The organism is Streptomyces sp. CC53 (genome assembly GCF_001865245.1).
Classification (GTDB): Bacteria; Actinomycetota; Actinomycetes; order Streptomycetales; family Streptomycetaceae; genus Streptomyces.
On record NZ_MKXB01000064.1, the window covers coordinates 1 to 25547 of the forward strand.

21 protein-coding genes are annotated in these 25547 nt (G+C 75.0%); 13 read left to right on the forward strand and 8 right to left on the reverse strand.

The annotated features are described in order from the left end of the window. Nucleotides 1–64: 64 nt before the first annotated feature. Both BJP40_RS05685 and BJP40_RS05690 read right to left on the reverse strand, forming a co-directional pair. Entirely contained in the window at nt 65–475 is a 411-nt protein-coding gene (locus BJP40_RS05685; RefSeq protein WP_071279127.1) for an ANTAR domain-containing protein, read from the reverse strand. A gap of 290 nt (nt 476–765) precedes the next feature. Then, nucleotides 766–1833 (reverse strand): S9 family peptidase, encoded by a 1068-nt coding sequence (locus BJP40_RS05690; RefSeq protein WP_079170951.1) that lies wholly within the window; start codon nt 1831–1833, stop codon nt 766–768. Nucleotides 1834–1918: 85 nt separating this feature from the next. Here BJP40_RS05690 and BJP40_RS05695 point away from each other — a divergent pair, with 85 nt between their 5' ends. Next, nucleotides 1919–2557, forward strand: a complete 639-nt coding sequence (locus tag BJP40_RS05695; protein ID WP_226962824.1) for an N-acetyltransferase — start codon at nt 1919–1921, stop codon at nt 2555–2557. Next, nucleotides 2554–3486, forward strand: a complete 933-nt coding sequence (locus BJP40_RS05700) for a PaaX family transcriptional regulator C-terminal domain-containing protein (protein ID WP_071279129.1) — start codon at nt 2554–2556, stop codon at nt 3484–3486. The genes BJP40_RS05695 and BJP40_RS05700 overlap by 4 nt, the downstream gene beginning before the upstream one ends. 133 nt (nt 3487–3619) lie before the next feature. Here the strand turns inward: BJP40_RS05700 and BJP40_RS05705 are convergent, their stop codons facing one another. Continuing rightward, a complete protein-coding gene (locus BJP40_RS05705; RefSeq protein WP_071279131.1) occupies nt 3620–4981 on the reverse strand; it encodes an anaerobic sulfatase maturase in 1362 nt (453 codons plus the stop codon). Between the two features lie 204 nt (nt 4982–5185). Then, the gene (locus BJP40_RS05710) at nt 5186–5596 is read right to left on the reverse strand and encodes a hypothetical protein (protein WP_071279133.1); all 411 of its coding nucleotides are present in this window, start codon (nt 5594–5596) and stop codon (nt 5186–5188) included. Between the two features lie 186 nt (nt 5597–5782). Here BJP40_RS05710 and BJP40_RS05715 point away from each other — a divergent pair, with 186 nt between their 5' ends. The 4 genes from BJP40_RS05715 (at nt 5783) to BJP40_RS05730 (ending at nt 11135) form a co-directional block, all read left to right on the forward strand. After that, nucleotides 5783–7090, forward strand: a complete 1308-nt coding sequence (locus BJP40_RS05715) for a cation:proton antiporter (RefSeq protein WP_071279135.1) — start codon at nt 5783–5785, stop codon at nt 7088–7090. Between the two features lie 140 nt (nt 7091–7230). Next, a complete protein-coding gene (locus BJP40_RS05720) occupies nt 7231–9585 on the forward strand; it encodes an arylsulfatase (protein ID WP_071279137.1) in 2355 nt (784 codons plus the stop codon). 35 nt (nt 9586–9620) lie between these two features. After that, entirely contained in the window at nt 9621–10028 is a 408-nt protein-coding gene (locus BJP40_RS05725) for an SHOCT domain-containing protein (RefSeq protein ID WP_071279139.1), read from the forward strand. A gap of 105 nt (nt 10029–10133) precedes the next feature. Beyond that, nucleotides 10134–11135, forward strand: a complete 1002-nt coding sequence (locus BJP40_RS05730) for a TIGR00341 family protein (protein ID WP_071279141.1) — start codon at nt 10134–10136, stop codon at nt 11133–11135. Nucleotides 11136–11171: 36 nt separating this feature from the next. Here the strand turns inward: BJP40_RS05730 and BJP40_RS05735 are convergent, their stop codons facing one another. Further along, nucleotides 11172–12494 carry a hypothetical protein gene (locus BJP40_RS05735; RefSeq protein ID WP_177204307.1) on the reverse strand — a complete coding sequence of 441 codons (1323 nt, stop codon included), beginning with the start codon at nt 12492–12494 and terminating at the stop codon, nt 11172–11174. A gap of 169 nt (nt 12495–12663) precedes the next feature. On the opposite strand from BJP40_RS05735, the gene BJP40_RS05740 reads away from it, so the two are divergent. From BJP40_RS05740 to BJP40_RS05750, 3 genes are all read left to right on the forward strand, one after another. Beyond that, nucleotides 12664–13107, forward strand: a complete 444-nt coding sequence (locus tag BJP40_RS05740; RefSeq protein ID WP_177204308.1) for a DUF6325 family protein — start codon at nt 12664–12666, stop codon at nt 13105–13107. A gap of 41 nt (nt 13108–13148) precedes the next feature. Next, nucleotides 13149–13451, forward strand: coding sequence for an SHOCT domain-containing protein (locus tag BJP40_RS05745; protein ID WP_071279143.1), 303 nt, complete (start codon nt 13149–13151; stop codon nt 13449–13451). Nucleotides 13452–13844: 393 nt separating this feature from the next. Further along, nucleotides 13845–14453: a potassium channel family protein gene (locus BJP40_RS05750; protein WP_079170952.1), complete on the forward strand. Its 609-nt coding sequence runs from the start codon at nt 13845–13847 to the stop codon at nt 14451–14453. A 400-nt stretch (nt 14454–14853) separates the two neighbouring features. Here BJP40_RS05750 and BJP40_RS05755 read toward each other — a convergent pair whose 3' ends face one another. Further along, nucleotides 14854–16086 carry a PP2C family protein-serine/threonine phosphatase gene (locus tag BJP40_RS05755; protein ID WP_079170953.1) on the reverse strand — a complete coding sequence of 411 codons (1233 nt, stop codon included), beginning with the start codon at nt 16084–16086 and terminating at the stop codon, nt 14854–14856. Between the two features lie 248 nt (nt 16087–16334). On the opposite strand from BJP40_RS05755, the gene BJP40_RS05760 reads away from it, so the two are divergent. Both BJP40_RS05760 and BJP40_RS34005 read left to right on the forward strand, forming a co-directional pair. Beyond that, nucleotides 16335–17237 carry a universal stress protein gene (locus BJP40_RS05760; RefSeq protein WP_177204309.1) on the forward strand — a complete coding sequence of 301 codons (903 nt, stop codon included), beginning with the start codon at nt 16335–16337 and terminating at the stop codon, nt 17235–17237. Between the two features lie 175 nt (nt 17238–17412). Continuing rightward, complete coding sequence (locus BJP40_RS34005; RefSeq protein WP_177204310.1) at nt 17413–19374, forward strand: PAS domain S-box protein; 1962 nt, start codon at nt 17413–17415, stop codon at nt 19372–19374. 163 nt (nt 19375–19537) lie between these two features. On the opposite strand, the gene BJP40_RS05770 is transcribed toward BJP40_RS34005, so the two are convergent. Together BJP40_RS05770 and BJP40_RS05775 are read right to left on the reverse strand one after the other, a co-directional pair. Beyond that, entirely contained in the window at nt 19538–20143 is a 606-nt protein-coding gene (locus tag BJP40_RS05770) for a TetR/AcrR family transcriptional regulator (RefSeq protein ID WP_071279145.1), read from the reverse strand. A gap of 165 nt (nt 20144–20308) precedes the next feature. Further along, complete coding sequence (locus BJP40_RS05775; protein WP_071279147.1) at nt 20309–22381, reverse strand: discoidin domain-containing protein; 2073 nt, start codon at nt 22379–22381, stop codon at nt 20309–20311. A gap of 887 nt (nt 22382–23268) precedes the next feature. On the opposite strand from BJP40_RS05775, the gene BJP40_RS05780 reads away from it, so the two are divergent. Together BJP40_RS05780 and BJP40_RS05785 are read left to right on the forward strand one after the other, a co-directional pair. Further along, nucleotides 23269–24207, forward strand: coding sequence for an adenosine kinase (locus tag BJP40_RS05780; protein WP_071279149.1), 939 nt, complete (start codon nt 23269–23271; stop codon nt 24205–24207). 205 nt (nt 24208–24412) lie between these two features. Beyond that, nucleotides 24413–25357, forward strand: coding sequence for an aldo/keto reductase family oxidoreductase (locus BJP40_RS05785; RefSeq protein ID WP_226962823.1), 945 nt, complete (start codon nt 24413–24415; stop codon nt 25355–25357). The last annotated feature ends 190 nt before the right edge of the window (nt 25358–25547 follow it).

Here is a 25547-nt window from a genome sequence, read left to right on the forward strand (position 1 = left end):
GGGCGGGGACCCGGGTCCGCCCGCGCGGCAGCCCTGCGACACCGTCGCGCCGGTGCGGCGCCCCTCAGGGTGCCGCGCCGCCGTCGGGGGGCACGGGGGGCCCTTCGGCGGGGGGCGCACCGGTCGCGGAGGGCGCAGGGGTGCCGGCGGGGGGCACGGGGGTGCCGGTCGCGAGCCTGCTCTCCAGTTCCTTGCGGAGCGCGGGGGGCAGGTTCCCGGTGCGGGCCCACTCCAGTACCAGTGCGGCGACGCCTCGGAGCTTGGTGTTGGTGCGCATCGACGCCTCGCGCAGGACGTCCCACGCCTCGGCCGGGGAGCAGCTGCCCACGGCCATGAGGACCCCCATGGCCTGGTCGATCACGGCGTGCGACTCGACGGCCTGCTCCAGTTGCGCGATCTCGGACCTGAGGCGTTCGACCAGGAAGTCACCGTCCGCCGGACCGGCTTCGCGGTGTGCGCTGTCCTGCCCTGTCACGCTCGCCTCCGTGCTCGCTGTGGGATGGTCATCAGTGGAGAACACTTTTCGGCTCGTGCCCGCCTTGCGCACCCCCATGCCTCGTCTTCACCACAGTGGCGCGGAACGCGCACCCGCGCACCCCGTCCGCGCCGACCCGGTGGCGCACGGACGCGCACCCGCCGCACCGGGCGGCTGCGGCGGCCCCGGACGCGCCCCGGGCCGGGTGCGGAAGTCGCAGGTGAAGGGCCGCCCGGGCTCCGGCAGATGCCCTGCGGCAGTCGGCGCGGGCCGCGCCGCCGCCGGGGTGGTCACCGTGCCGCCGCTCCGGTGCCGAGGCCGGCGAGGAAGTCGCGCTGGTCGGCGAGGAAGCCCTCCGCGAACAGGGCCCGCGGTGCGAAGAGGGCGGTCAGGGTGAGGCGGAGCGGCGAGTTCTCGACGTCGTACGCGACGAGGCTGTGGGCGGCGCCGGGGTAGCGGGCGACCCGCAGTCCGGGGCCCGGCAGGAGCCTCCGGTAGACGGCCTCCGTCTCGGCGGTGTCGACGTTCAGGTCGCGGCCGGCCAGCACCAGCAGGACGGGCGTGCCGCGCAGGGCCGGCAGCGCGGGGGTCGCGTCGGCGGTGTGGTTCCGGGAGACGAACCGCCAGCGGGCGGCGGTCATGGCGTGGGAGCGGCCCACGGCGCGCACGTACGCGTCGTAGGGCGCGGACCGGTCGAGCAGGTCCCGCACGGTGTCGCGGCGGCGCAGGGCGGCGGCGGTCTCGGCGTCGGAGGCGCCGTCGCGGCGCAACTCGGCGAGGAGGTTGTAGCGGCCCTGGCGGTGCCAGTCGATCGCCGGGGAGACCGCGATGGCGAACCGGATGCCGCGGTCGCGGGCGGCGATCTTCGGCAGGACCCAGCCTGCCTGGCTGGCGCCCCACAGTCCGATGCGGTCGCCGTCGACGTCGGGCCGTCCGCGGGCCCAGGCGATGGCGTCGGCCGCCTCGGCGGCACGGTCGTCCATGGACTGTGCGAGCCAGTCGCCCGGAGCGCCGCCGACACCCGGCTTGTTCCAGGACAGCGACGCGTAGCCGGCGCGGGCCAGGGACTCCCAGATCGGCCGGTAGAAGGTGTCGTGGGTGGCGTCGACCGGGCCGTCCCCGTGGACGAACACGACCAGCGGATGGGGACCTCGGCCGTTCGGGGGCAGGGCGAGGACGCCTTCGAGGGTCCTGCCCCCGTGGCGGATGGTGACCGCCTCCTCGCGCAGGTCGTAGCTGTGCTGCCAGAGCACGAGCCCGACGAGGCCCGTTGCCAGCAGCGCCAGTGCGGTCAGCGTGGCGAGCAGGGCACGCGCCGCCTTCCCGGCGCGTGTCGTCGCGGTGCGGTGCTTCTTCATCGATCCCCCCGAAATGTATCGCTCCTGAAACGATCGTAGTCGAATCGACCGTACTATGTTCGTACCAACAGTGCGAGGAGGGGTCGTGGACACAGCAGCAGCCATCCGGCGGGGCGTACCGCGCGGGCAGGAGGAGAGGGTCGCGGAGCTGTACTGGGAGGCGTTCGGGCGCAAGCTCGGCGCCGCCCTGGGGCCCGCCGAGCGCGGCCGCGCCTTCATCGCCGACCACCTCCACCACGACCGCGCCGCCGTCGCCCTCGCGCCGGGCGGCATGGTGGTCGGCGTCGCCGGGTACCAGCTCGGCGGGCGGGCCCTGACCGGCGGCGGCGTGCGGGACATGCTCTCGCGCTACGGACTCGTGCGCGGGCTGCCCCGGCTCGCGGTACTGGCCCTGCTCGAACGGACCCCCGAGCCGGGTGAGCTGGTCATGGACGGCATCGCCGTCGACCCCGCCCACCGGGGCGGGGGGATCGGCAGCCGCCTGCTCGCGGAGACGGCGGCCGTCGCGGCGGAGCACGGCTGCTCCCGGGTCCGCCTGGACGTCATCGACGTGAACCCGCGCGCCCGCGCCCTGTACGAGCGGCACGGGTTCGTCGCCGTGCACACCGAGCAGACGCCGTACCTCCGGCGCCTGATGGGTTTCGGTGCGGTGACCACCATGCACCTCGCCGTTCCGGCGCGCCCGGACGGGCCGCGGGCCGGCGGCGCGGAGGCAGGCCGATGAGCACGTCGGCGGCCGAGCCGGCCGCGCCCGGGATCGGCACCCGCACCCTGGTGTTCGCCCTGCTCCGCGAGGACGGCACCGTCGACGGCGCCGAGCTGTACGCCGTCGCGGGTGCGCTCGGCATGACGGACCAGCAGGTGAGGCTCTGCGTCAAGCGCCTCGTGGCCGAGGGCCGGTTCACCCAGGAGGGCCGCGGCCGCAGGGCGGTGCTGCGCGCGGCGGCCGATCCGACGGGCGCCGTCGCACCCGACGCGCAGTACGTCCGCCACGCCTACCGGCAGGACCGGGGGCTGGCCCCCTGGGACGGGACCTGGCACCTGTTCGCCTTCGCCGTCCCCGAGACCGAGCGGCAGGCCCGCGACGCCCTGCGCGACGCGCTCCTCCACCTCGGGGCGGCGCCGCTGCAGGGCGGGCTCTACGTGACCGCGAACGCCGTGGGCCCGGTCGTCGAGGCGCACGCCCGGCACCTCGGCGTCCTGTCCTTCCTCACCCGCCTCACCAGCCGGGACCTGCGCGTGGGCGAGGAGGACGACCCGGCCCGGCTGGCCGCCCGGCTGTGGCCGCTCCGGGCGGTCGCGGACCGCCACGAGGCCCTCGCCTCCCTCGCCGCGGACCGGCTCGCCCGGGTGACCGGTCCGGACCGCACCGGCGGCACGGCGCGGCTGACGTACGCCATCGAGCTGGCCGCGGCCTTCACCGACGCCATGCGCCCCGACCCGCTGCTGCCTCCGGAGCTCCTCCCCCAGCCCTGGCCCGGCACCCGTGCCCGCGCGCTGGCCGCCCGCTGCTGGCAGGCCCTCGACGACGGCGACGACGGCACCCGCAGTGGCCTGCGGCTGTTCCGCCTGTACGGCGAGGCCCTCGCCGACGCGCCGGCTTCCGGCACACCCGTCGGCGACCCGGCACCGGGCCGTCCCGGGGCGGGCTGACCCTGCCCGCCCCGGGTCGGTGGGCCGGACAGCCGACCGGCGGGGCGCACGGCACCGCCGGACCGGGCTGTCCCGCACGGCGCGCGGCCTCGTCCGGAGGACCCGCCGGCGCGCCGCGTCGGCGGAGGCGGGCCTACACGGGCGCGGAAGCGGCGGGCCGTCCGTGGCAGCGCGCCCACTTGCGGCCGCCGCCGCACGGGCAGGGCGCGTTGTGAGGCCGGTGGGCGTCGGCGGCCGCGTAGGCGCGCATCAGCAGCGCGGGCGCCCGTCCCTGGTGGAGCAGGCCGGTCATGGCGCGCATCGGGCGGTCGACGTGGTGGAAGAACGCGGTGAACCCTGCGCACAGGTGGTTGAGGCCCGGCTCACCGTCCCCGGTGGTGGCGAAGCGGTCCTTGGGGCAGCCTCCGTGGCAGGCGAACCGGACGTCGCAGTCGAGGCACTGGCGGGGCAGGGTGTCGTACTTGTCCTGCCCGAACCTGCGCTGCTGCGGGGAGTCCACCAGCTCCAGCAGGTGCCGCTCGCGGATGGTGCCGAGGAGGTGCTCGGGTTCCACGAAGTGGTCGCAGGAGTACACGTCGCCGTTGTGCTCCAGGGCGAGGGCGCTGCCGCAGGTCCTGGAGTGCACGCACAGCGAGGGCTGTTCGCCATACCAGTTCGCCAGGGCCACGTCGAACATCTGCACGTGGACGCGGCCGATGTCGTGGCGCACCCAGTCCTCGAAGACGTCGATGAGGAACCGGCCGTACTGCTCCCCGGTCACCGAGCGGTCGGTGACCCGGTCGCCCTGCTGCCGGTACAGGGGCCGCTCCGCGGCGCGGGCGCCCCACCCCGCGTCGGCCAGGGGCAGGTCCTGCGCGGTGGTGCGCTCCACGATGGGGATGAACTGCACGTGTTTCGCGCCGCAGTCGTCGCGGAGGAAGGCGTAGACCTCGCGGCCGTGTCCCGCGTTGGCCGCGTGGAGGGTCGTCAGGGCGTTCCACTGCACGCCGTGCTCGCGCAGGTGGCGCAGGCCGCGCATGACGCGGTCGAAGGTGGGCTTGCCGCCCTTGTCGACCCGGTAGGCGTCGTGGAGGGCGCGGGGGCCGTCGACGGAGAGGCCGACGAGGAAGCCGTTGTCCTTCAGGAACCGGGCCCAGTCGGCGTCCAGGAGGGTGCCGTTGGTCTGGAGGGTGTGGACGATCCGCTGGCCGGGGCGCGCGTACCGCCGTGCGAGCTCCACGGACCGGCGGAAGAAGTCCAGGCCCATCAGCGTCGGCTCCCCGCCCTGCCAGGCCACGGTGACCTCGGGCGCCGGTCCGTGCGCCTCGGTCAACTGGCGGAGGTAGGCGTCGAGCAGGTCGTCCGCCATGCGGAATCTGCTGCCGCCGTAGAGCATCTCCTTGGACAGGAAGAAGCAGTAGGTGCAGTCCAGGTTGCAGATCGCCCCGGTCGGCTTGGCGAGCAGGTGGAAGGGCCGCCGCCGGATGGTCGGGTCGGGCAGGTCGACGGTGCTCATGCCGCCAGGGTGCGGCCGGCGCAGGCCGCGCGCCTCACCCCCGGAGGGTGAGGGCCCCGGCGGGCGTCCCGCCGGGGCCCGGCCAGTGGTACGGGCCCCGGCCCGGGACAGCGGCTGTGGCGCGGCCGCTTCGGGTCTCACACGGCGGGGAGCGGCGCGGCGCCCGGGCGGCGCGGTGGGGCGACGCCCGGTCGGCCCGCCTCCTCACGGTTCGCGGGGCACGACGCACAGGGCCCAGATGACGAAGGCGTACAAGGCGATCAGGACGATCGACCAGACGGGGTAGTACGGGATCGTCAGGAAGTTCGCGATGATCAGCAGGGCGGCGATGCCGACCCCGATGACCCGTGCCCACAGGGCGCGGGAGAACACGCCCAGGCTGACGACGATGGCGACGGCCCCGAGGATCAGCTGGATCCAGCCCCAGCCGGTGAGGTCGAACTGGAAGATGTAGTTCGGTGTCGTGACGTACACCTCGTCCTCGGCGATCGCCATGATGCCGCGGAACAGGTCCAGCAGGCCCGCGATGAACAGCAGGACCCCGGCGAACGTCACCAGTCCGCCGGCGGCGGCCTCGGACGCCGCGGAGCGCCGGTGGTTCGTGGTCGTGTCCATGATGGTTCCTCCCTCGGATGCGTACCGGTTGCGTGCCTCCTCCTTCCGCGCCCCCAGTCTGGGGCGGCGGCCCTGGGCTGGTGATCACCCGTGGCGGGTGAGGCCCGGCGCCCGGTCTGCTGGTGCCCTGAAGAGGCGGTCTGCGGACACCGTCCGCACGCCCACGCAGGAGGACGGAGGGGCCCGATGGACGGCGAGACCTGGGCCGGGTTGGCGGCGGCGGGGGTCACGGCCGCCTACGCGCTGTTCTCGCGGCGCCTCGCGGCGAGTCCGGTGTCGTCCGCGACGGTGTTCGTCGGGTGCGGGGTGCTCCTCGGGCCGGCGGTCCTCGGTGTCGTCGACCTGGGGCAGGAGACCGGGCCGGTCCGCGTGCTGATCGAGGCCGCCCTGGCCCTCGTGCTGTTCACCGACGCCCTGGCCGTACGTCTGCGCGACCTCCGGTCCGGTGGCTTCGTGCCGGCGCGGCTGCTCGGCGTGGGACTACCGCTGACCATCGGAGCGGGCTGGCTCCTGGCGTGGCCCCTGCTGCCCGGGCTGACCCTGTGGGAGCTCGCGCTCGTGGGCGCCGTGCTCGCCCCGACGGACGCGGCCCTCGGGAAGACCGCCATGTCGAGCCGGCAGGTCCCGCCACTGGTCAGACAGGGCCTCAACGTGGAGAGCGGCCTCAACGACGGCATGGTGCTGCCCTTCTTCGTCCTGTTCCTCGCGGGCCTGCCCGGCACCTCGGCCGCCGGGGAGGGGGCGGCCGGGGTGTTCTGGCGCGCGCTCGTGCTGAGCGCGGTGCTGGGCCTCCTGGCCGGCTCGGGCGGGGGCCGTCTGCTGCGGTGGGCGCAGGCGCGGGGGGGGGTGGCGCGGGAGTGGGCGCAGCTCTACGTCCCCGCCGTGGCCGCGGCGGCGTACGGGCTGGGCGTCGCGGTGGACGGCAGCGGATTCATCTCGGCCTGGGTCGCCGGTTTCACGTTCGGTGTCGTCCTGCGCCGGCACGCATCCGCGGGGCCGGGCCGGCGGCGGCCGGAAGGACCGGAGCGCGAGGCCGCCTTCGCCGAGCACCTGGGGGGCCTGCTGGCGTCGCTGAGCCTGCTGCTGTTCGGGGCGGTGCTGCTCGGGCCCACGCTGGAGGGCCTGAGCTGGCGGGTCGTCGGCTACGCGGTGCTCAGCCTCACCGTCGTGCGGATGGTCCCGGTGGCCCTCGCGCTCGCCGGGAGCGGCCTCAGGGCGCCCACCGTGGCGTACGTCGGATGGTTCGGCCCGCGGGGGCTGGCCTCCGTCGTGCTGGGGCTGCTGGTGCTGGAGGACCGGGTCCCCGGCGTGGACCTGCTCGGCAGGGTGGTCGCGGTCACCGTGGGCCTCAGTGTCCTGCTGCACGGGATGTCGGCGGTCGCCCTCGCCGACCGCTACGGCCGCTGGCACCGTCGGACCGCGGCGGCGGGCCGGGAGACCGTCGAGGCGGCGGCCGTTCCCGAGCCGGTGCGGCGGCGGATCACCATCAGGTGACGGGGCCGAACCGTACGCGCGGGGCCGGCCTCTGCGGGGCGCGGGCCCCTCACCCTCCCGGGGTGAAGACGGGCGGCCGCCCCCGGGGCCACCCTGGTCGCATGTCCGGGCACGACCCGCCGGAAGCCAGGAGAAACGCCATGTCCAAGGCCTACAGGGGAAAGATCGCCCTAGACGTCCGCGACTCCCGGCCGGACTGGGAGCCGTTCCTTGCGCCCCGGGCGCCGGAGAACGCCCCGAACGTACTGCTCATCGCCTGGGACGACGTGGGCTACGGGACGATGGACTGCTTCGGTGGGCCGGTACGGACCCCGACGATGTCGCGCATCGCCGACATGGGCGTCCGCTGCTCGAACTTCCACACGACCGCGCTGTGCTCCCCCACCCGGGCGTCGCTCCTGACCGGCCGCAACGCCACGTCGAACGGGATGGCGACGATCGCCGAGTTCAGCTCCGGCTTCCCGGGGATCTCCACCCGCATCCCGTTCGAGAACGGCTTCGTGTCCGAGGTCCTGGCGGAGCGCGGTTACAACACGTACTGCGTCGGGAAGTGGCACCTGACGCCCGGCGAGGAGACCAACATGGCCGCCTTCAAGGGGCGCTGGCCTCTCGGGCGCGGCTTCGAGCGGTTCTACGGCTTCCTCGGCGGCGAATCGAGCTGCTGGTACCCGGACCTGATCCACGACAACCACCCCGTGGACCCGCCGGCCACGCCGGAGGAGGGCTACCACATCGCGAAGGACTTCTCGGACAAGGCCATCCGGTTCATCCGCGACGCGAAGGCCGTCGACCCGGGCAAGCCGTTCTTCATGTACCTCTCCCTCGACGCGGCGCACGCGCCGCACCATGTCTTCGCCGAGTGGGCCGACCGCTACCAGGGCGTCTTCGACGAGGGGTACGAGGCCGTCCGGCCCGGGATCCTGCGCCGACAGAAGGAGCTCGGTCTGCTGCCGGAGGACACGGAACTGTCCGGCATCAACCCGCACGGCGAGCCCGCGGCGACGGGGCAGGGCGGCCGGTCGTGGCCGACGCTCGACACCGTGCGGCCCTGGGACGGGCTCAGCGACGACGAGCGGCGGCTGTTCGTCCGGATGGCGGAGGTCTTCGCCGGCTACGTCTCCTACACCGACGACCAGCTGGGCCGGGTCCTCGACTACCTGGAGTCCGCGGGGGAGCTCGACAACACGATCATCGTGGCGGTGTCCGACAACGGGGCCAGCGGCGAGGGCGGACCGGACGGCACGTTCAACGAGTGGCGGTTCTTCAACGGCGTGCCGACCCCGGCCGAGCTCTCCCTGGAACACCTCGACGAGCTCGGCAGCCCCTCGTCGTACAACCACTACAACACCGGGTGGGCCTGGGCCTTCGACACCCCGTTCCCTTACTGGAAGCGCTGGGCCGGCTACGAGGGCGGCGTGGCCGACATGTGCCTCGTCGCCTGGCCGGCGGGCATCCCGGCGCGGGGCGAGGTGCGCTCCCAGTACCTCCACGCGGTGGACGTCGTCCCCACCCTCTACGACCTGCTGGGCGTGGAACCGCCCGAGACACTCAAGGGCCGTCCGCAGAGCCCGATCGAGGGTGAGAGCTTCGCCGCCGCCCTCACCGACCCGGCGGCGCCCGGGCGGGAGACGCAGTTCTACGCGATGCTGGGCCAGCGGTCCCTGTACCACGAGGGCTGGCTGGCCTGCACCGTCCACCCGCCGCTGAGCGGCTGGGGCGACTTCGCCCACGACACATGGGAGCTGTACGACCTGACGCGCGACCGCGCGCAGTCGACGGACCTGGCCGCGCGGGAACCGGAGCGGCTGGAGACCCTCAAGAGCCTCTGGTACTACTACGCCGGCCTCTACCACGGGCTCCCGCTGGACGACCGCACCGCCCTGGAGCAGACCCTGGCGGACCGTCCGCGGGGGAACCCGGAACGCAGCCGCTACGTGTACTACCCCGACTCCGCGCCGGTGCCCGAGCAGTCCGGCGTGGTCACCGGCGGCCGGTCGTACACCATCGCCGCCGGGGTGGACGTCGACTCGGCCGACGCCGAAGGCGTCCTGTACGCCCACGGCGGCGTGACGGGCGGCCACAGCCTGTACGTCAAGGACCACCGGCTGCACTACGCGTTCAACTGGGTCGGCACCACCCTGCAGGTCGTGGATGCCGACCGCGACCTCCCTGCGGGCAGGCACGTCCTGACGGCCGAGTTCGCGGCGGAAGGCCGCAGCAGCGACCCGGCGATGCCCGGCGCCACGGGCACGCTCACCCTCTACGTGGACGACCAGGAGGTGGGTCACCGCGACATCGTCACCCAGCCCGGTGCCTTCTGCCTCGTCGGGGACGGCATCTGCGTGGGCCGCGACGACGCCTCACCGGTCACCCCCGACTACACGGGGCCGTTCCCGTTCACCGGGGGCACCATCGACAAGGTCGTCGTCGACGTCTCCGGCGACCGGTACGTCGACCACGAGGCGCAGGTGCGCGGCTGGTTCCTCAACGACTGATCGGCAGACGGGGGGTAGGGCAAAGGAGCAACGACATGAATCTGGCCTACGACTACCCGGTCCTCGGGGCGTTCTGGACGGTCATGTGGATCTTCCTGTGGGTGCTGTGGATCGTCCTCCTCTTCCGCATCATCGCGGACGTCTTCCGCGACGACACCCTCGGCGGACTCGCCAAGACGGGGTGGCTGATCTTCGTGATCGTGCTGCCGTTCCTCGGCGTCTTCGTCTACGTGATCGCACGCGGCAAGGGCATGGGCCGCAGGGAGGCCGAACACGCGCAGGCGCAACGGCAGGCGCTCGACGACTACATCCGCGAGACCGCCGGTGCCGGGGCGGGCTCCGGGAACCACGCCGAGCAGCTGGCCCGGCTCTCCGAACTGCGCTCGCGGGGCGAGATCACCGAGGAGGAGTTCCGGCGGGCCAAGGAGAAGGTCCTGCACTGACCCGGCCGCCGCCGGGCAGGACGCAGCGGTGCGTGCCGCGCCACGGCGCGGCACGCACCCGTGTCCTTGGCGGGGAAACGCCGCCCTGCGTGGTTTCTTGGGCCCATGCCCAGCGGAGTACGCGCACGTGTCCTGCCCGCCTCCCAGCGCCGTTCGCTGGACGACCTCGCACAGGACCTGGACCTGTCGCACGGGGACACCGTGTCCAAGCGGTCGGCGTTCTGGACGATGCTGACGCTGTCGTCGGTCATCGCGGCGGGCGGGGTCCTCACCGACTCGACCGCGACGGTGATCGGAGCCATGATCATCGCCCCGCTGTCGACCCCGATCATGGGCATCGCGCTCGGCTCGGTCCAGCGCCGCCGCACGGGCTCGGCCAAGGTCGTCCTGCTCGCCTGCGCGCTCGTGATCGCGATCGGCGCCGTGTTCTCGACGGTGCTGCCCGGCAGCTACGAACTGCTCTCCAACAGCCAGATCGCGTCCCGCACCTCACCCGGCATCATGGACCTGGTCGCTGCTCTGGCCACGGGCTTCGCGGGCGCGGTGGCACTCGCCCGGCGCGATGTCGCCGCCGTGCTGCCCGGGGTCGCGATCGCCATCTCGCTCGTCCCGCCCCTGGTGGTCGCCGGGGTCTGCCTGGGGCGCCTCGCCGGGTGGCTGGCGCTGGGCGCCCTGGTGCTGTTCGTGTCCAACCTGTTCGCCCTGGTCTTCGGCGGCATGGTCGTCTTCGCCGCGCTCCGCCACGGCGGCCCGGCGGGACGGGAGCCGGGGCGGCCCGCCCGCCGGACGTACGCCGCCATGACCTTCCTGTTCGCCGTCGTGGTCGTGCCGCTGTCCGCGAACACCGCCCTGACGCTGCTGCTGGACACGTGGACCGGCCGGGCCAAGGCGGCGGCGGAGGATTGGCTGGCGGACCAGCCGGACGCGTCCGTCACGAGCGTCGACGCGAAGTCCCGCACGATGTACATCCAGGTCCGCCTGCCCGGCGACCTGCCGCCCGTGCAGGGGCTGCTGGACCGGCTCGACGGGCAGCTCCCGGACGGCGTGCCCGTCGTGGTGGACGCCTCGCGGGGCCGGAGCATCGACGCGGGCCGAGTCGGGCAGTGAGCCCGCGGGGCGCCGGGGAGCCCACCAGCGCGGGCCTCATCCGGCGGCGGGCCGCGGCCCCGCCGCCCGCGGGGGCTCGTCGTCGTCCAGGAACTCGCGGACGCCGAAGGCGGCCAGGGTGATCACCGCCGTCCACACCACCACGGCGGTCGTCGGGTAGCTCCAGGTGAACAGGACGACCGCCGCTGCCACGAGGACGGCCACCCCGATCCAGCGCTTGTAGCGGTGCACGAACCGCCCGACGGGCCCCGAGCGCCATCCGGCGGACTTCGCCACGTCCCGCAGCGCGCCGACGCTCCTGCGGCCGCCGGAGCGGGTCAGCACGGCGGCCCGCGACGGCCCCGCCAGGAACGCCCCCACGGCGGTGAACACGGCGACCGCGCCCAGCGCACGGGCAGCCGCACGCAGGAACCGGACCAGGGTGTCGTACACCTCCCCCGCCGCCGCCTGGGAGACGTCGGGCGGCAGCCGGTCGAGGTAGACGTCCCGCGTGACGGTCAGGGCGATACCGAGGATCACCATGGCCACGAACACGGCCACCCCGGTCCCGATCAGCGCGTGGCGGCGGTCGAACGCCACGTACACCCCGGCGGCCGCGACGAGCAGCGCGATGAGGGGCAGCCAGCCGCCGAGGATCTCCAGCACCCGGACGTAGGTGCGGACCTCGCCGATGTCCTTCGAAGCGAACACCACGAAGTCGGTCTGCACGGCGGGAATCCGCGCGGCGGGCGCGAAGCCGGCGTCGACCAGCCGTTCCTTGACCAGGGCGACGATCGGACCCACGTCGACGGCGACCTCGTCGCCCTCCAGCTTGACGACGCCGTCGGCCTCGCCCGTCAGCGCCCGGTCCAGCAGCGTGTGCGCCCGCCGGTTGGCGTCGACCCACACCGTCTCGAACGCCTCACTGCCGACGACCCGCTCCACGGTGTCCCTGACCAGCTGCCGGAGCCCGTTCTCGATGGGCTCGTCCAGCGTGCCCAACAGCTCCGCCAGGCGCGGGGGGACGCCCTGCTGGGCGGCCGCGTCCGTGAGCTGCTGCACGAGCGCCTCGACGTCCACCCGGTCCAGGACGACGTCGGTGACGCGGTCGGCGACGGCCGCCTGCACGTCGGGATCGCTCGCCAGCGGCGCGACGGTGGCGACGTAGCGGTCGGTGTCCTGCACGATGCTGTCGGCCCACACCGCGACGACGGCGAGCATCGACAGCAGTGCGGCGAGCAGCACGAGCACGGTCGAGCCGACGGAGCGCAGCACGTGGCGCCGCGGGGGGCGGGACTCCAGGGCGTTCAGCCGCCGCCTCAGCTCGTCCAGTTCGCTGCCCGCCCCCGGTGGGGGCGCCGGGCCGTCGACGTCGCTCATGGCCCCTAGCAGACGCGGACGGCGGGGCGCCCGCCAGCGGTGGGCCCTGTTCGGGTGACGGCACCGAAGGTGCGGGGGCGGCGGGCCGGTGGTGGACTGGGGGTGCGGGAGCAGCCGGCCGTTCCGGTGCGGAGGCGCGCCCCCGCACCCGATCCGAGAAGGGGACGCCGTGAACACAGAGAACGAGCCGACGGGTCCGATCGACTACCTGGTCGTCGAGTTCCCCGGCAACCGGATGACGGGGGAGGGCTTCCCCCTGCTGGTGGACCTCGTGGACCGCGGTCTGATCCGGATCCTGGACCTGGTCTTCATCCGGAAGGAGGAGGACGGCTCGGTGACGGGGATGGAGATCGCCGACCTCACCGGGGACGGCCGCCTCGACCTGGCCGTCTTCGACGGCGCGTCCTCGGGCCTCCTGGGCCAGGACGACCTCGATGAGGCCGCCGTCGCGGTGCAGCCCGGCAGTTCCGCCGGGATCCTGGTCTACGAGAACCTGTGGGCCGCCCCGTTCGCCGCCGCCCTGCACCGTGGCGGCGCACAGCTCGTCGCCTCCGGCCGCATCCCGGCGACCGCCCTGGTCGCCGCCCTGGACGCGGTCGAGGAAGCCGACTGAGCCGCTGCCCGCAGCCCCTGACACATAGGAAGGACACAGCCATGCCGGGTCTGATCCGCGGGGTCGCCCGCACCGCCGTCGTCGCGGGAACGGCGACCGCCGTGTCGAACCGGGTGACACGGCGCCAGCAGGGCCGCTGGGCCTCCCAGCCGGGATACGCCGAGGCCCCGCCGCCGCCCGCGGCACCGTCCCCGCCCCAGGCTCCGCCGAGCACGGCCGCCGGGGCGTCCTCCGGCACAGCGGACACGATCGAGCAGCTCAGGCAGCTCGGGGAACTGAAGGCGCAGGGGGTGCTCACCGAGGCGGAGTTCGAGGACCAGAAGCGCAAGCTGCTGGGTTCCTGACACCCATGCGACCGTGACCGCCGGGAAGCCGACGGGCACGGTCGACTGCCCTGCTGGCCTGCCCGCCGCGAGCGGGGCGGTGGCGCGGCCCACCGTGGTGGGGGCCTCCGAGAACACCGGCTGCCGGGACCCCCTGGGGGAAGCGACGAGGCACACAGCCGCGGACCCCGGCTCTCCGCCGGCGGGCGGGCGCGGCAGGTCGGACCGGCGGTGCGACGCCGACGGGCCGGCCCGCGCGCACCGGGGTGCGGCGCTGACGTGCCGGCACGCTGACGTCTCGGCACGCGCCGCGTCGGGCGGGGCGGTGAAGCGGCCCCGCCCGGCCTGCCGGCCGACCGGGGGCACTCCGGCGCGACGGCCCGGCACGGCACGCACAGCGGAAGGGGACCTGGGATGGCCGACCCGGCAGCCGCCGGCACCACGGGGGATCCCTCCCGAGGCCCCGGCTGGCCGCGCGGCAACCGGCGCGCCGCGCTGGTCATGCTCGCGCGCGCCCTCCTGGTGGCGGTGTGCGTCGTCCTGGCGTACTACCTCCTGCCGATGGACAGACCAGGCACGCTCCGCACGGTGACGGTGCTCGTGGGCGGGGTGCTCGCGGTGCTGCTGGTCTTCGCCTGGGAGGTGCGGACCATCATCCGCTCGCCCTACCCGCGGCTGCGGGCCGTGGAAGCGCTCATCACCACGCTGGTGCTGTTCCTGGTGGTCTTCGCGAGCGTCTACTACCTGCTGGAACGTGCCTCCCCCGGCTCCTTCAGCGAACCGCTGACCAGGACGGACGCCCTGTACTTCGCCCTCACCACGTTCGCCACGGTGGGTTTCGGGGACATCGTGGCGGTGACCCAGGCGGGACGGGTGGTGGCGATGCTGCAGATGGCCGGGGGGCTGCTGCTCGCGGGCGTCGCGGCCCGCATCCTGACGGAGGCGATCCGGACGGGTCTCGGTCAGCGGCGCGACCGCGGGGCCGGCGGGCCCGACGCGACCGGGCCGGACGACCGCTCCTGACCGGGGGCAGCGGATCCGTTCACGGCCGGCCGGGGCGGCCGGGGGCCGCCGGGCCGCAGCGGGCGGGGACGCCCGCATCGGCACTCCCGTGGCCCGCCGCGCCGCATCTGCGCGGCACCCGTCGCGCAGCCTCGCCGTGCCGCGGCGGGACGGCCCGCGCCGCATGTCCGCCGCGTCTGTCGTGCCGCACCCCGGGCCGGGCTCCGTCGGGCCGCAGCAGGCCGGGCAGGCCCGAGCCCCGCTGCGCCGCACAGCGCCCGACTGACCGGGCCCCTCCCGCCGCACCGCAGCGGCCCGCGTCGGGCCGCACGCCCCCGCCCTGCCGTGCGCGCCCCGCACGCCGGCCCTGCCCTGGCGGGCCGCCCCGTCGGATGCGACGCGGCGGAAGGTGCCGGGCCGGTCAGAGCGGCGGTCCCGCCAGATGGACGCCCGGGCGGTGGCGGGCGCGCACCGCCAGGGCGGCGACGTCGTCCTCGGCGTGGACCGCGTCGAGGCGGTCCAGCACGTCGTCCACCACTTCCTGGACCGTCCCGCCGGCGGGCAGGCGCAGTCCGGCGAGCCGGGCGAGCGAGTCGTCGATGTCCTCGCCGCGGCGCTCCACGAGACCGTCGGTGAACATGAGGAGGGTCTCGCCGGGCGCCAGCCGGCGCGTGGACATCTCGTATCCCCCGAGGCCGGTGCCGAGGGGCGGGCCGACCGGCACGGACACCAGCTCACCGGTGCCGTCCGGGGCGAACGCCACGGGTGGCAGGTGCCCGGCGCCGGCGAAGGCCACGGCGCCCCGGGCCGGGTCGACTCGTGCCAGCAGGCACGTCGCGGGCCGTCGGGTGCCGTCGTCCGTGACGGCGGAGTCCAGTTGCCGCAGGATCCTGTGCGGCGGCAGGTCGGTCGAGGCGATGTAGCGGAGCATCGAGCGGTACAGGTTCATGTCCACCGCCGCGTCGATGCCGTGCCCCATGACGTCGCCGATGACGAGCAGGGTCCGCCCGTAGTGGAGCCGTACGGTCTCGAACCAGTCCCCGCCGACCAGGGCCCCGCCCCCCGCGGGGAGGTAGCGCGTCGCCAGGTCCAGGTTGGGGTGCGGCCGGCCCGGCTCGGCGAGCAGGGCGCGCTGGAGGTGCATCGCCGTGTCCCGCACCCGGGCGTGGGCGCGGGCGTGCCCGACGTGGGCGGCGGCGAGGCGGGCCGCGAAGCGCGCCACCGCCACGTCGTCCGCTGCGAAGGGGCGCCGCTCCCGCAGGGCGAGGGCGCTGCCGTAACGGCCGCGCGGACCGGTCAGCGGGACGAGCAGCGCGTAAGGCGGACCGCCCGGCAGCAGAACCGGCTGCCCGTCGTCAGGCACCCGCGGGGTCAGGTCGGTGGCCGGTGGGCGGTGTCCGAGGAGACGGCCGGGACCGGCTGACACGCGCAGGGCGGCCGGGCCCGCCGGGCCGGTGCCGGGGGTGTCGGCCGCGAGCTCGACGAGCACGGCGTCGCAGACGTGCCGGTGCAGGAAACCGGCAAGCTCCTCGCACGTGGTGCGCTCGTCCAGCGCCGTGCCGACCGTGCCGACCGCCTGCTCCAGCAGTACCGGAAGCGTCGCGTCCGGCTCGTCCGCCGGCCTTCCCTGCCCGCCACCGCCGCTCCGACTCACCCGTCGCCTTCCTCACCGTCGCCCCCGCGATCAGGGGGCGCTCCCGCTCCATCATCGGGCGAGTCGCGTCCGGGGGCTCCTCGGCGCTCGCGACCGCCGGGGCCGCGGAACGCTCGGGGTGCCGCCGGGGGCCGAGGCTCCGGGCGCTGCGCGGCATCGTCCGGCATCCCTGGCCGCCGGCGGGCCGGTGTGCCCAGAATGGTTCAGGAGCAACTGCTCCCCGGCCGCGTTCCAGGACGGTGTGCGCGATGAACAGTCCGGTGATCGTGGGGGTGGACGGTTCGCGGTCCGGTCTGGACGCGGTGGACCTGGCGGCGTACGAGGCGTCCCTGCGGTCCGTCCCGCTGCGGATCGTGCACGCCTTCGGCCGCTCCCCCGCCCACCCGTACGCCGGTGCGGCGCCGTGGCACACGGCGCACCAGGGTCTGGGGCCCATGGTGCACGGGGTGCTGGCCCGCGCCGAGGAGCGGGCGCGCGCGGCGGCGCCCGGCATCGAGGTCGGCCGGTCGGTGGTGGCCGGCGACGCGCGGGAGGTCCTGCGGATCGAGTCGCGCAGCGCGGTGCTCGCGGTGGTGGGCGGCGGGGGCCGTCGCTCCGGTCTGGCCGGGCTGGTGTCGGAGTCCACGGCGGTGCACCTGGCGGCCCACGGGCACTGCCCGCTGCTGTCGGTGCGCGGACGCCGGGACCGTACGGGACCGGTGCTGCTGGCCGTGGACGGCTCCCCGGCGGGGGGCGCGGCGGTGGAGTTCGCGTTCGCCGAGGCCGCGATGCGCGGGGCGCCACTGCTCGCCCTGCACGTGTGGAACACCTGGAGCGAGCGTGCCTACCGCCACGCCGGCGACCCGCTGTCCGCGGCGGTCGCGGACGTCGACCGGCTGCGCACGGCCGAGCAGGAGCTGCTGCGCGCGGCGGTCGCCCCCTGGCAGCGGGCGTTCCCCGACGTCGTCGTGGAACTCCGTCTGCTGCGCTCGCGCATCCGGCCCGCCCTGACCGCCGCCGGCCGCGACGCGCAGCTCATCGTGGCCGGTGCGCGGGGGCGGGGCGGCGTGAGCGGACGGCTGCTCGGGTCGGTCAGCCAGGGCCTGCTGCGCCACGCCCGGTGCCCGGTCGCCGTCGTGCGCGGTGAGGACGGGGCTCCGGAGCGGCGCTGATCCTCCCGACGGGAGTGGCGGGGACCAGGGCCCGCCGGTGGCTCGGGGACAGTTCCGTACCGCGTACCGCCAGCTTCGGGCGTTCTCGATCAGTAGGGGGCAGTCGGCCCCGGGAAGCGGTGCGGTGCGCTGGGATGGCCGACATCCCTTTCGGCGGCGGCTCTGAGGCGACGACATGAACGGCAGTGACAGCACGTCGGGTACGCGACCGGTGCCCGTACCGACGGCGCGGCCTCGCCCGCACGGCGAGCCGTCCCGGCGCCCTGGCGTCCGGGACGCCGCGGGCGAGTGGTTCCGCGGTCTGCTGGAGGCGGCGCCCGACGCGATGGTCATCGTGGACGACGGCGGGGTCATCCGGCTCGTCAACGCCCAGACGGAAGCGCTGTTCGGCTACGGCCGGGAGGAACTGCTGGGCCGGCCGGTGGAGCTGCTGGTGCCGGAGCGCTTCCGCACGCAGCACCGGGCGCACCGCGCGGGGTACGCGGCGAACGGGCAGGTGCGGCCGATGGGTGCGGGTCTGCAGCTGTACGGGCGGCGCAAGGACGGCACGGAGTTCCCGGTCGAGATCAGCCTCAGCCCGCTGGAGACGGACGAGGGCCTGGTGGTCTCCGCGGCGGTCCGCGACGTCAGCGACCGGAAGGCGGCGGAGCGGCGCATCCACGAACTGGCCGGGCTGGTCGAGTCCTCGCAGGACGCCATCCTCGCCAACACCCTGACCGGTCGCATCACCTACTGGAACGCCGCGGCGCAGCGCATGTACGGCTACACCGCGGACGAGGTGATCGGGCGGCATGTGTCGATGCTGGCCCTGCCGGAGAGCCGGGCGGAGATCGCGACGCTGCTGGACCGGCTGCGGAAGGGCGAGAAGGTCGAGCACTTCGAGGCGATGCGGGTCACCCGGGGCGGCGGGCTCCTCGACGTGGACGTCACGCTCTGGCCGACGCGCGCCCCGGACGGCGCCGTCATCGGGGTGTGCGCCATCGCCCGTGACGTCAGCGACCGCAAGCAGGTGGAGAAGGAGCTGACGGCGCTGTACGAGCAGCAGCGCCATGTGGCGCTGACGCTGCAGCGCAGCCTGATGGGCACCCCGCCGGACGTGCCGGACCTGGCCACCGCGAGCCGCTACCGCCCGGCCACGCAGGGCGCGGGCGTGGGCGGTGACTGGTTCGACCTGATCCCGCTGGGCGCGGGGCGGGTCGGGGTGCTGATCGGCGACGTGATGGGCCGCGGCCTGGAGGCCGCGGCGGCGATGGGACAGCTGCGGTCCGCGGCGCACGCCCTCGCCAAGACGGGCATGCAGCCCCGGCAGCTCCTTCAGGCCCTGGACGGCTGCGTCGCGGACCTGGGCGTGCCCGACCAGCTGGTCACCTGCAGCTACCTGGTCATCGCCGCCCGGACGGGGGAGGTGACGCTGTGCTCGGCCGGGCACCTGCCGACGCTCCTGGCGGTCCCCGAGGAGGGCGCCAGGGTGCTGCCCGCCCCGGTGAACGCGCCGCTGGGCGTGGGCGGTGTCCTCTACGAGCAGTCCTCCGCGGTCGTGCCGCCGGGGGCGACGCTGGTGCACTACACCGACGGTCTGATCGAGACGCCGGGCTGCGACATCGAGGACCGGCTGGGGTTCCTCCTGAAGGCCCTCGACGGGCTGTTCGCCCGTGACGTGCCCGGTCTGGAGGCCGCCGCCGACCATGTGCTGGCCACGCTGCTGCCGGGCAGCGACGGCCACAACGACGACGTGACGCTGGTGCTGACCCGGCTGCCTCCCGCGCCCCCCGCGGCGGCGGCCGTCACCCTGCCCGCGGTCCCCTCCTCCGTGCGCGAGGGCCGGGAGTTCCTGAGGAGGGCGCTGCGCACCTGGAACTGCGCGGCCGTGTCGGACGACGCGCTGCTCCTGCTGTCCGAGGTCCTGACGAACGCCGTGCGGCACGGCGAAGGGCCGGTGTCCCTGCACCTGTGCCGCACCGACACCGAGCTGACCGTGGAGGTGGCCGACCGGAGCCCGCACCTGCCCGACCCCCGGCGGGCGCCCGAGCACGCGGAGTCGGGGCGCGGCCTGTTCCTGGTGCGGGCCCTGGCGGTCGACTGGGGGATACGGCCGGCGGACGGCGGCAAGACCGTGTGGTTCACGCTCGGCCTGTGACCCACCGCCCCCCGGTGGCACCGGGGGGTACGCCTCCTGGGGCGGTGCGGCGGCGCAGGTGACGACCCGGAACAGAGGCGGGCGCGCGGCCTGACCGGGCGGGGCGCAAGGGCGGACGCGGGCGCGCGGCCCGGCCGGGCGGCGCAGCGCGTCCGGGCCCGGTTCAGGGGCGTGGCGGGCGGCGGACCAGGGCGGCGCACTGGTCCGCTATCACGTCGAGCAGTTCCTCGGCACGCTCGGGGTCGCCCAGGACCAGGTGGTTCAGGGTGAGTCCGTCCGTGACCACGGCCAGGTACCGCGCGAGGGTCGCCGCCGGGACGAGCAGTTCCAGGCCGGCGGAGTCGCGCAGCCTCTCCACGAGCTGCACGTGGGCGGCGGCGTAGCGCTCGTACTGGCGGCGGGCGAGGTGCTCGAAGCCGGGGCGGCGCAGCGCGTACTGGGTGAGTTCGTACGTGAGCATGTGCTCGCCGGGATGGGTGACGACGTGGTCCCAGTAGGCCCGCAGTCCGGCGCGGACCGTGTCCCGCACGGTGCCCTCCAGCGCCACCGAGGGGTCCACCCCGGCGACGGAGTGCTCCGTGATCGTCTCGACGACGGACTCGAACAGGTCCTGCTTCGACGCGAAGCAGTAGTGGAAGACGCTCAGCGACACACCGGCCTCGGCGGCGATCGAGCGGGTGGTGGCCCGGGCGACGCCGTCCCGGGTCATCACCCGTATCGCGGCCTCCACCAGCTGCCGGCGCCGCTCGGCCGCAGGCATCCGTGCCATTCCCCGCCCCTCCCCGTTCCCGGTACGGCTCCGGCGCCCGCGGCTCCGCGCCGGCCGTTCACGCGCCGGCGCCGAGCGGGGGCGTCCTCGGCGGGCCGGCGGTACGGTGCGGCGCTCGCCCTGCCGCCCCGTACCGCCCGGCGCACCGCGGGCGCCCCGGCCGGATCAGCTCCGGTAGACGCCCATCTCGTGGACCGAGTAGCCCCAGCCCGTGCCGCGGCGCAGGCCGTGCAGCCGGACGAAGCGGGCCGCGGTGGCGTCGAACCGGGCCGTGTCGAGTCCTCCGTCGCCTTCCGCGGTCGACCACACGGTGCGCCACCGCGACCCGTCGGTGGACACCTCGATGCGGTACTCGCGGCCGTAGGCACGCTCCCAGTCGACGACGACCCGGCCGACGCTGCGGACGGCCCCCAGGTCGACGCGGAGCCACTGGTCGTCGCTCCACTCACTGGCCCAGCGGGTCGCCCTGTCCCCGTCGAAGGCCCGGCCGGGCCGGTGGTCCGCGAACGGGTTCCACCACTGGGTGGAGCTCGCGGCGGCCGGGGCGCCCGCGGCCAGGTCGGTGCCGGCACGGTGCCGTTCGGTGGCCCGCCACGTGCCGAGGTAGGACTCGGCGCCGCGCAGCAGGTCGTCCACCACGTCCTGCGCCCCGCCGCCGCTGAGGCGGATCTGCTCGATCCAGTCGGGCAGCAGGCCGTTGTGGGCGAGTCCGTCGGTGTTGAGGTCCCAGGTGCGCTCGCCGGTGACCTGGCGGTCGAGGACGGAGCCGCCGTCGGCGCTGGTGAACGGGTAGCGCACGGAGTTCGCGGCGCCCTCGCCCACCGGACCGGGCCAGCCGCCCACGCCGTTCATGTCGCTGCCGTAGCCGTAACCCGCCCCGTAGGTGTCGCGCAGCGCGGCGGTGCGCCGCGCCTCCTCCACGAACCCTTCGGCGGCGTTGGCGTACTGGGCGACGAAGCCTCCGAGCCGGTAGAGGCGCTCGGTCCAGTCGAGGTCCATCCAGCTGTGGCTGGAGATGACCCCCGGGTACGACTCCGACTCCAGGATGTCGAAGGCCCGCCCGGCGGCCTTCACGCTCATGTGGTCGATCTCCAGCATCATGTTGCGCTGCATCATGCCGCGCAGGGCGTACTCGCCGAGGCGGGTGAGGCCGCGCGTGTTGCAGCGGGCCTCCTCGGCGTAGGACGGCATCGACACCCCGTCGGGCAGCAGGGACGCGGCGTCGGCCGAGGCCGTCAGCCCGATGGGGTTGTCGGTCTGCGGCCCGGTGCACCGCTCCGTCTTCCAGAACGTGCCGGTGGAGAGGAACTGCCCGGCGTTGACGGCGGTGCCGATGGTGCCCGAGTCGAAGCGGACGCCGCACAGCGCGTTGTCGAACTTGTGGCAGAGGAACATGCTGCGCACACCGAGCGCGTACAGCTCGTCGAGACCCCGGTCGATGTCCTCCTCGTCGCACTGGGCGATGTCGAGGATCTGCTTGCAGCCGAACGGTTCGGACGTCTCGACGCCGAGCACCACGGCGAGCCGGCCCTGCCGGACGACGTCGCGTGCCTGCTCCGCGTCGGTGACGACACGGAACCAGCCCTTGCCCGGGCCGCCGTACATGCGGTCGATGTGGTCCTGGAGCTCGTACGTCTTGCGTGCCTGCATCCGGATGGAGTCCATCTCGTCGCAGCCGCGGTCCTTGTACGGGTAGAGCGAGCACAAGAGGCCGTTGGTGACGAGGTCGTTGACGAGGACGCGCTGGCCGCCGCGCCAGGCCCGCTCGACCCACGCGTAGTAGTTCTGCTGGTGGCTCAGCGAGTCGTGGGCCGGCCAGTCCCGGAAGGTGGGCCAGCCGACCGGGTCGTGGTGCCCGTCGGCCCCGCCGGTGACGTTCTCGAACAGTGCGCGGGCACCGTCGGGATAGTGCTCCGGGCAGTCCTTCAGGGCGTCGGCGACGCCCTTCTCCGAGAAGGTGGAGCCGCAGATGAGGCGGCCGCCGAAGCCCTGGTCGGACATCAGGTGGTTGTGGGCGTCGACGAACCCGCGCACCCGCCCGTCCGCGTCGGCTCCGCCGAAGGGCTCACCCGTCACGTTGACGCCCGAGTCGGGCTGAGGGCGCGCGGCCGGGTTCCACCACTCCTCGGCGGCCGCGGCGGAGGAGCCGGTCCCCGCGGCGAGGAGGGTGGCGGCCAGGGCGAGGACGAGGGCCAGGACAGTGGCCCGTACGGGTCTTCGCGGTGCGTTTCCGGTCATGGTCACACCTCCGGGGCGTGGGGGGGACGTGCCGGCCCGCAGGCCCGCCCCGCCGCCGACGGGCTGGTCACGGCGGCGGGCGGAGCAACTCCCCGTCAGGGGTGGCGAGTTCACCAGAGGATCGCGACCGGCGGCAGGAGAGTCAAGAGTCCGGGACGCATGACCTGCTCGCCCCCCCCACGGCGGCGACCGCCCGCACGGGACCGTCGCACGTGCCGGTGCGGCCCGACCGCGTGTCCGTGCGACTCGGTGCCGCCCGCCCCTCCCCCGGCGCTCCCCCGCGCCCTACGCTCGTCGTGCCGGGCGTGCGGCTCTTGGCGCCGGACGCTTCTCGTGCCGCGGGCGCGCCGGAGCGCCCGCCGTCGCGACCCTGGCGCGCCACGGCGCGGACGGCCGCGACTGCCCCTCCCCTGAGGCGTCGTGCGACTGGTGGGAGGCCCTTCCGCCGGAGAGCGCACAGCGAGGCGGCGGAGCCGGGCCCGGGCGGTCCGCCGCACACCGGGGACCACTGCCGTCGACCTGGCGCGCCGCCGCACCGCGGCAGTCTCCGCGGCCGTCGGGCGCCTCCGCACCGCCGGGCGGGCCCGTGTGCACCGTGTGACTCCGCCCCTCCCCGCAGCGGCCGACGCCTCCCCACCGGGGTTGCGGCCCGGCGGCGCATCGTCGCACCGCGGTCCCTGCCGGCCTCCCGCCACGACCGGATAGGCGGTGTCCGGTCCGAGGGCGGTGCCGTGCGAGTGGCACGCGCTCGACGCCCCTCGCACCCCGTGCAACGGCGACGACCTTGCGGAGCTTGCTGCAAGATCTTGCCGGGCCGGGGTGGCGGCTGCTTGACTCGGCCGCCGGCGGCCGTGGCCGTCAGCGGCCCGCATCCGAGAGGAACAGCCATGAGCAGCGAGTACGACGCCCTCGTCCTGGGGGGCTCGGGCGTCGACACCATCGTCCATGTGCCGGAACTGCCGCTCCCGTACGCCGACAGCTACACGATCCGTCCCGGCATCGAGACCCGCGCGGGCCAGACCGGGGACCTCGTGGCGCTGGGGCTCAGCTCCCTCGGGCTGTGCACCCCCCACATCGACATGGCCGGCGACGACCATCCGGGGGACCTCGTCCGCGCCTTCCACCGCGACCGCGGCATCGACTTCACCGGGGTGCCGCAGCGCGCAGGCACCAAACGCGCCGTCAACCTCGTGGGCCCCGACGGCCGCCGCCTCTCCCTCTACGACGGCACCCGCTCACGGGAGTCCGACCGGCTCCCCGAAGACGTGGTGCGCGCCCTCGCCGCGGTCAGCCGCCACGCGCACGTCTCGATCACCCAGCCGTGCGCGTACGTCCTGCCGCTGCTGCACGAAGCGGGCCTGACCGTCTCCACGGACCTGCACGACTGGGACGGCGAGAATCCGTACCACGAGCCCTTCGCCTTCGGCGCCGACCTCGTCTTCGTCTCCACCAGCGCCCTGGCGGACCCCGAGCGGACCATGCGGCGCATCCTGGAGCGCGGCCGGGCCGGGACGGTCGTCGCCACCGCCGGAGCCGAGGGCTCCTGCCTCCTCGCCTCCGGCGGCCCGCTCGTCCACGTCCCGGCCGTCGCGCCGCGCCGCGCCGTCGTGGACTCCAACGGCGCGGGCGACGCCTACGCCGCCGGGTTCCTCTTCGGCCACCTGTCCGGCGAGGAACCCGCACGGTGCGCGCTGTACGGTGCCGTGGCGGGCGCGTACGCCTGCACCGTGCCCGCGACCGGCAGCGACGCCATCGACCGTGCGGCCCTGCTCGGCCAGGCCGCCGCGATCGCCGGCGTCGCCGAGCCCGTCGAGGCGGGCCCCTGACCGGCTGCCCGACGGACCGGGCACGGAGCCCCATCGCGCACCGTCGCCGGGAGAGCGGGCGACGGCCCGGCGGGGCCCTTCGGCCGCACGGCCCGGGGCGCTGCGCCGAGGGCCGGGGCCCGTCGCCCGGCGGAGCTCCCGGCGGCCGGCACCGGCACCCCGGCCCAGCCCGCCACCACGACCCCGCACCAGAGGAGCGACGAGCATGACCCCGACCCACCCCACGACCGGCGGGCGCCTCGTGTACGGCTGCATGGCCCTCGGAGGCGCCTGGGACAGCCTGCCCTACGGGGCCGAGGACATCGCCCGCGCCGAGGCGGCCGTCGAAGCGGCGCTCGACATCGGCGTGACGGCCTTCGACCACGCCGACATCTACCGGCACGGCAAGTCCGAGTCCGTGTTCGGCGAGGTGCTGGCGCGCTCCCCCGGCCTGCGGGAGCGGATCACGCTCCAGACCAAGTGCGGCATCCGCCTCCCCGACGACGGCAGGCCGGGGCTGTACGACCTGCGGGGCGCGAGCGTGCTGCGCCGGGTCGAGGAGAGCCTGACCCGGCTGCGCACGGACCACGTCGACGTGCTGCTGCTGCACCGGCCCGACCCGCTGGCCGATCCGGCGGAGCTCGCCGGGGCGCTGTCGTCCCTGCACCGGCAGGGCCTGGTCCGCCGCTTCGGCGTGTCCAACATGCACGCCGCCCAGATGGCGCGCCTCCAGTCCTTCCTGGACGTCCCGCTGACCGTGAACCAGTTGGAGATGAGCCTGCACCGGCGCGACTGGGTGGAGGAGGGGGTGCTCGTGAACACGGTCGCGGGCGCCGGTGTCGGCTTCCCGTCCGGGACCGTGGAGCACTGCGTCGAGCGTGGCGTGCAGCTCCAGGCGTGGGGGGCGCTCGCCGGCGGGCGGTTCTCCGACCCGGAGAACGGCCCGGCCGCCGCCCTGGTGGCGCGGCTCGCCGAGGCCGGGGGCACGACCCCGGAGGCGATCGTGCTGTGGTGGCTCCAGCGCCACCCGGCCGGGATCGTGCCGGTGGTCGGCACGACCCGCCCCGAGCGGATCCGCGCCTGCCGGGACGCCGTGACGCGGGCGCCCGGCCTGGGGCACGAGCAGTGGTACGAGCTGTGGACGGCAGCCCGCGGCGCACCGCTGCCGTGAGCCCCGTCCGGCCCGGCCGTCTGCGGGCGCGCGGCGCCGATCAGGCGGGCGGGGGCGGCTCGATGGGCGCCGCAGAAGCGGGACTGGTCCAGATAGTCATGTTTCGCCGCCAAGAGTGCGGATAGTCGCTCCTGCGTGAAAGGCCCTTTGCGGGAGCCGGAGACGGCAGGGGCGCCGAACCGCCGCAGCG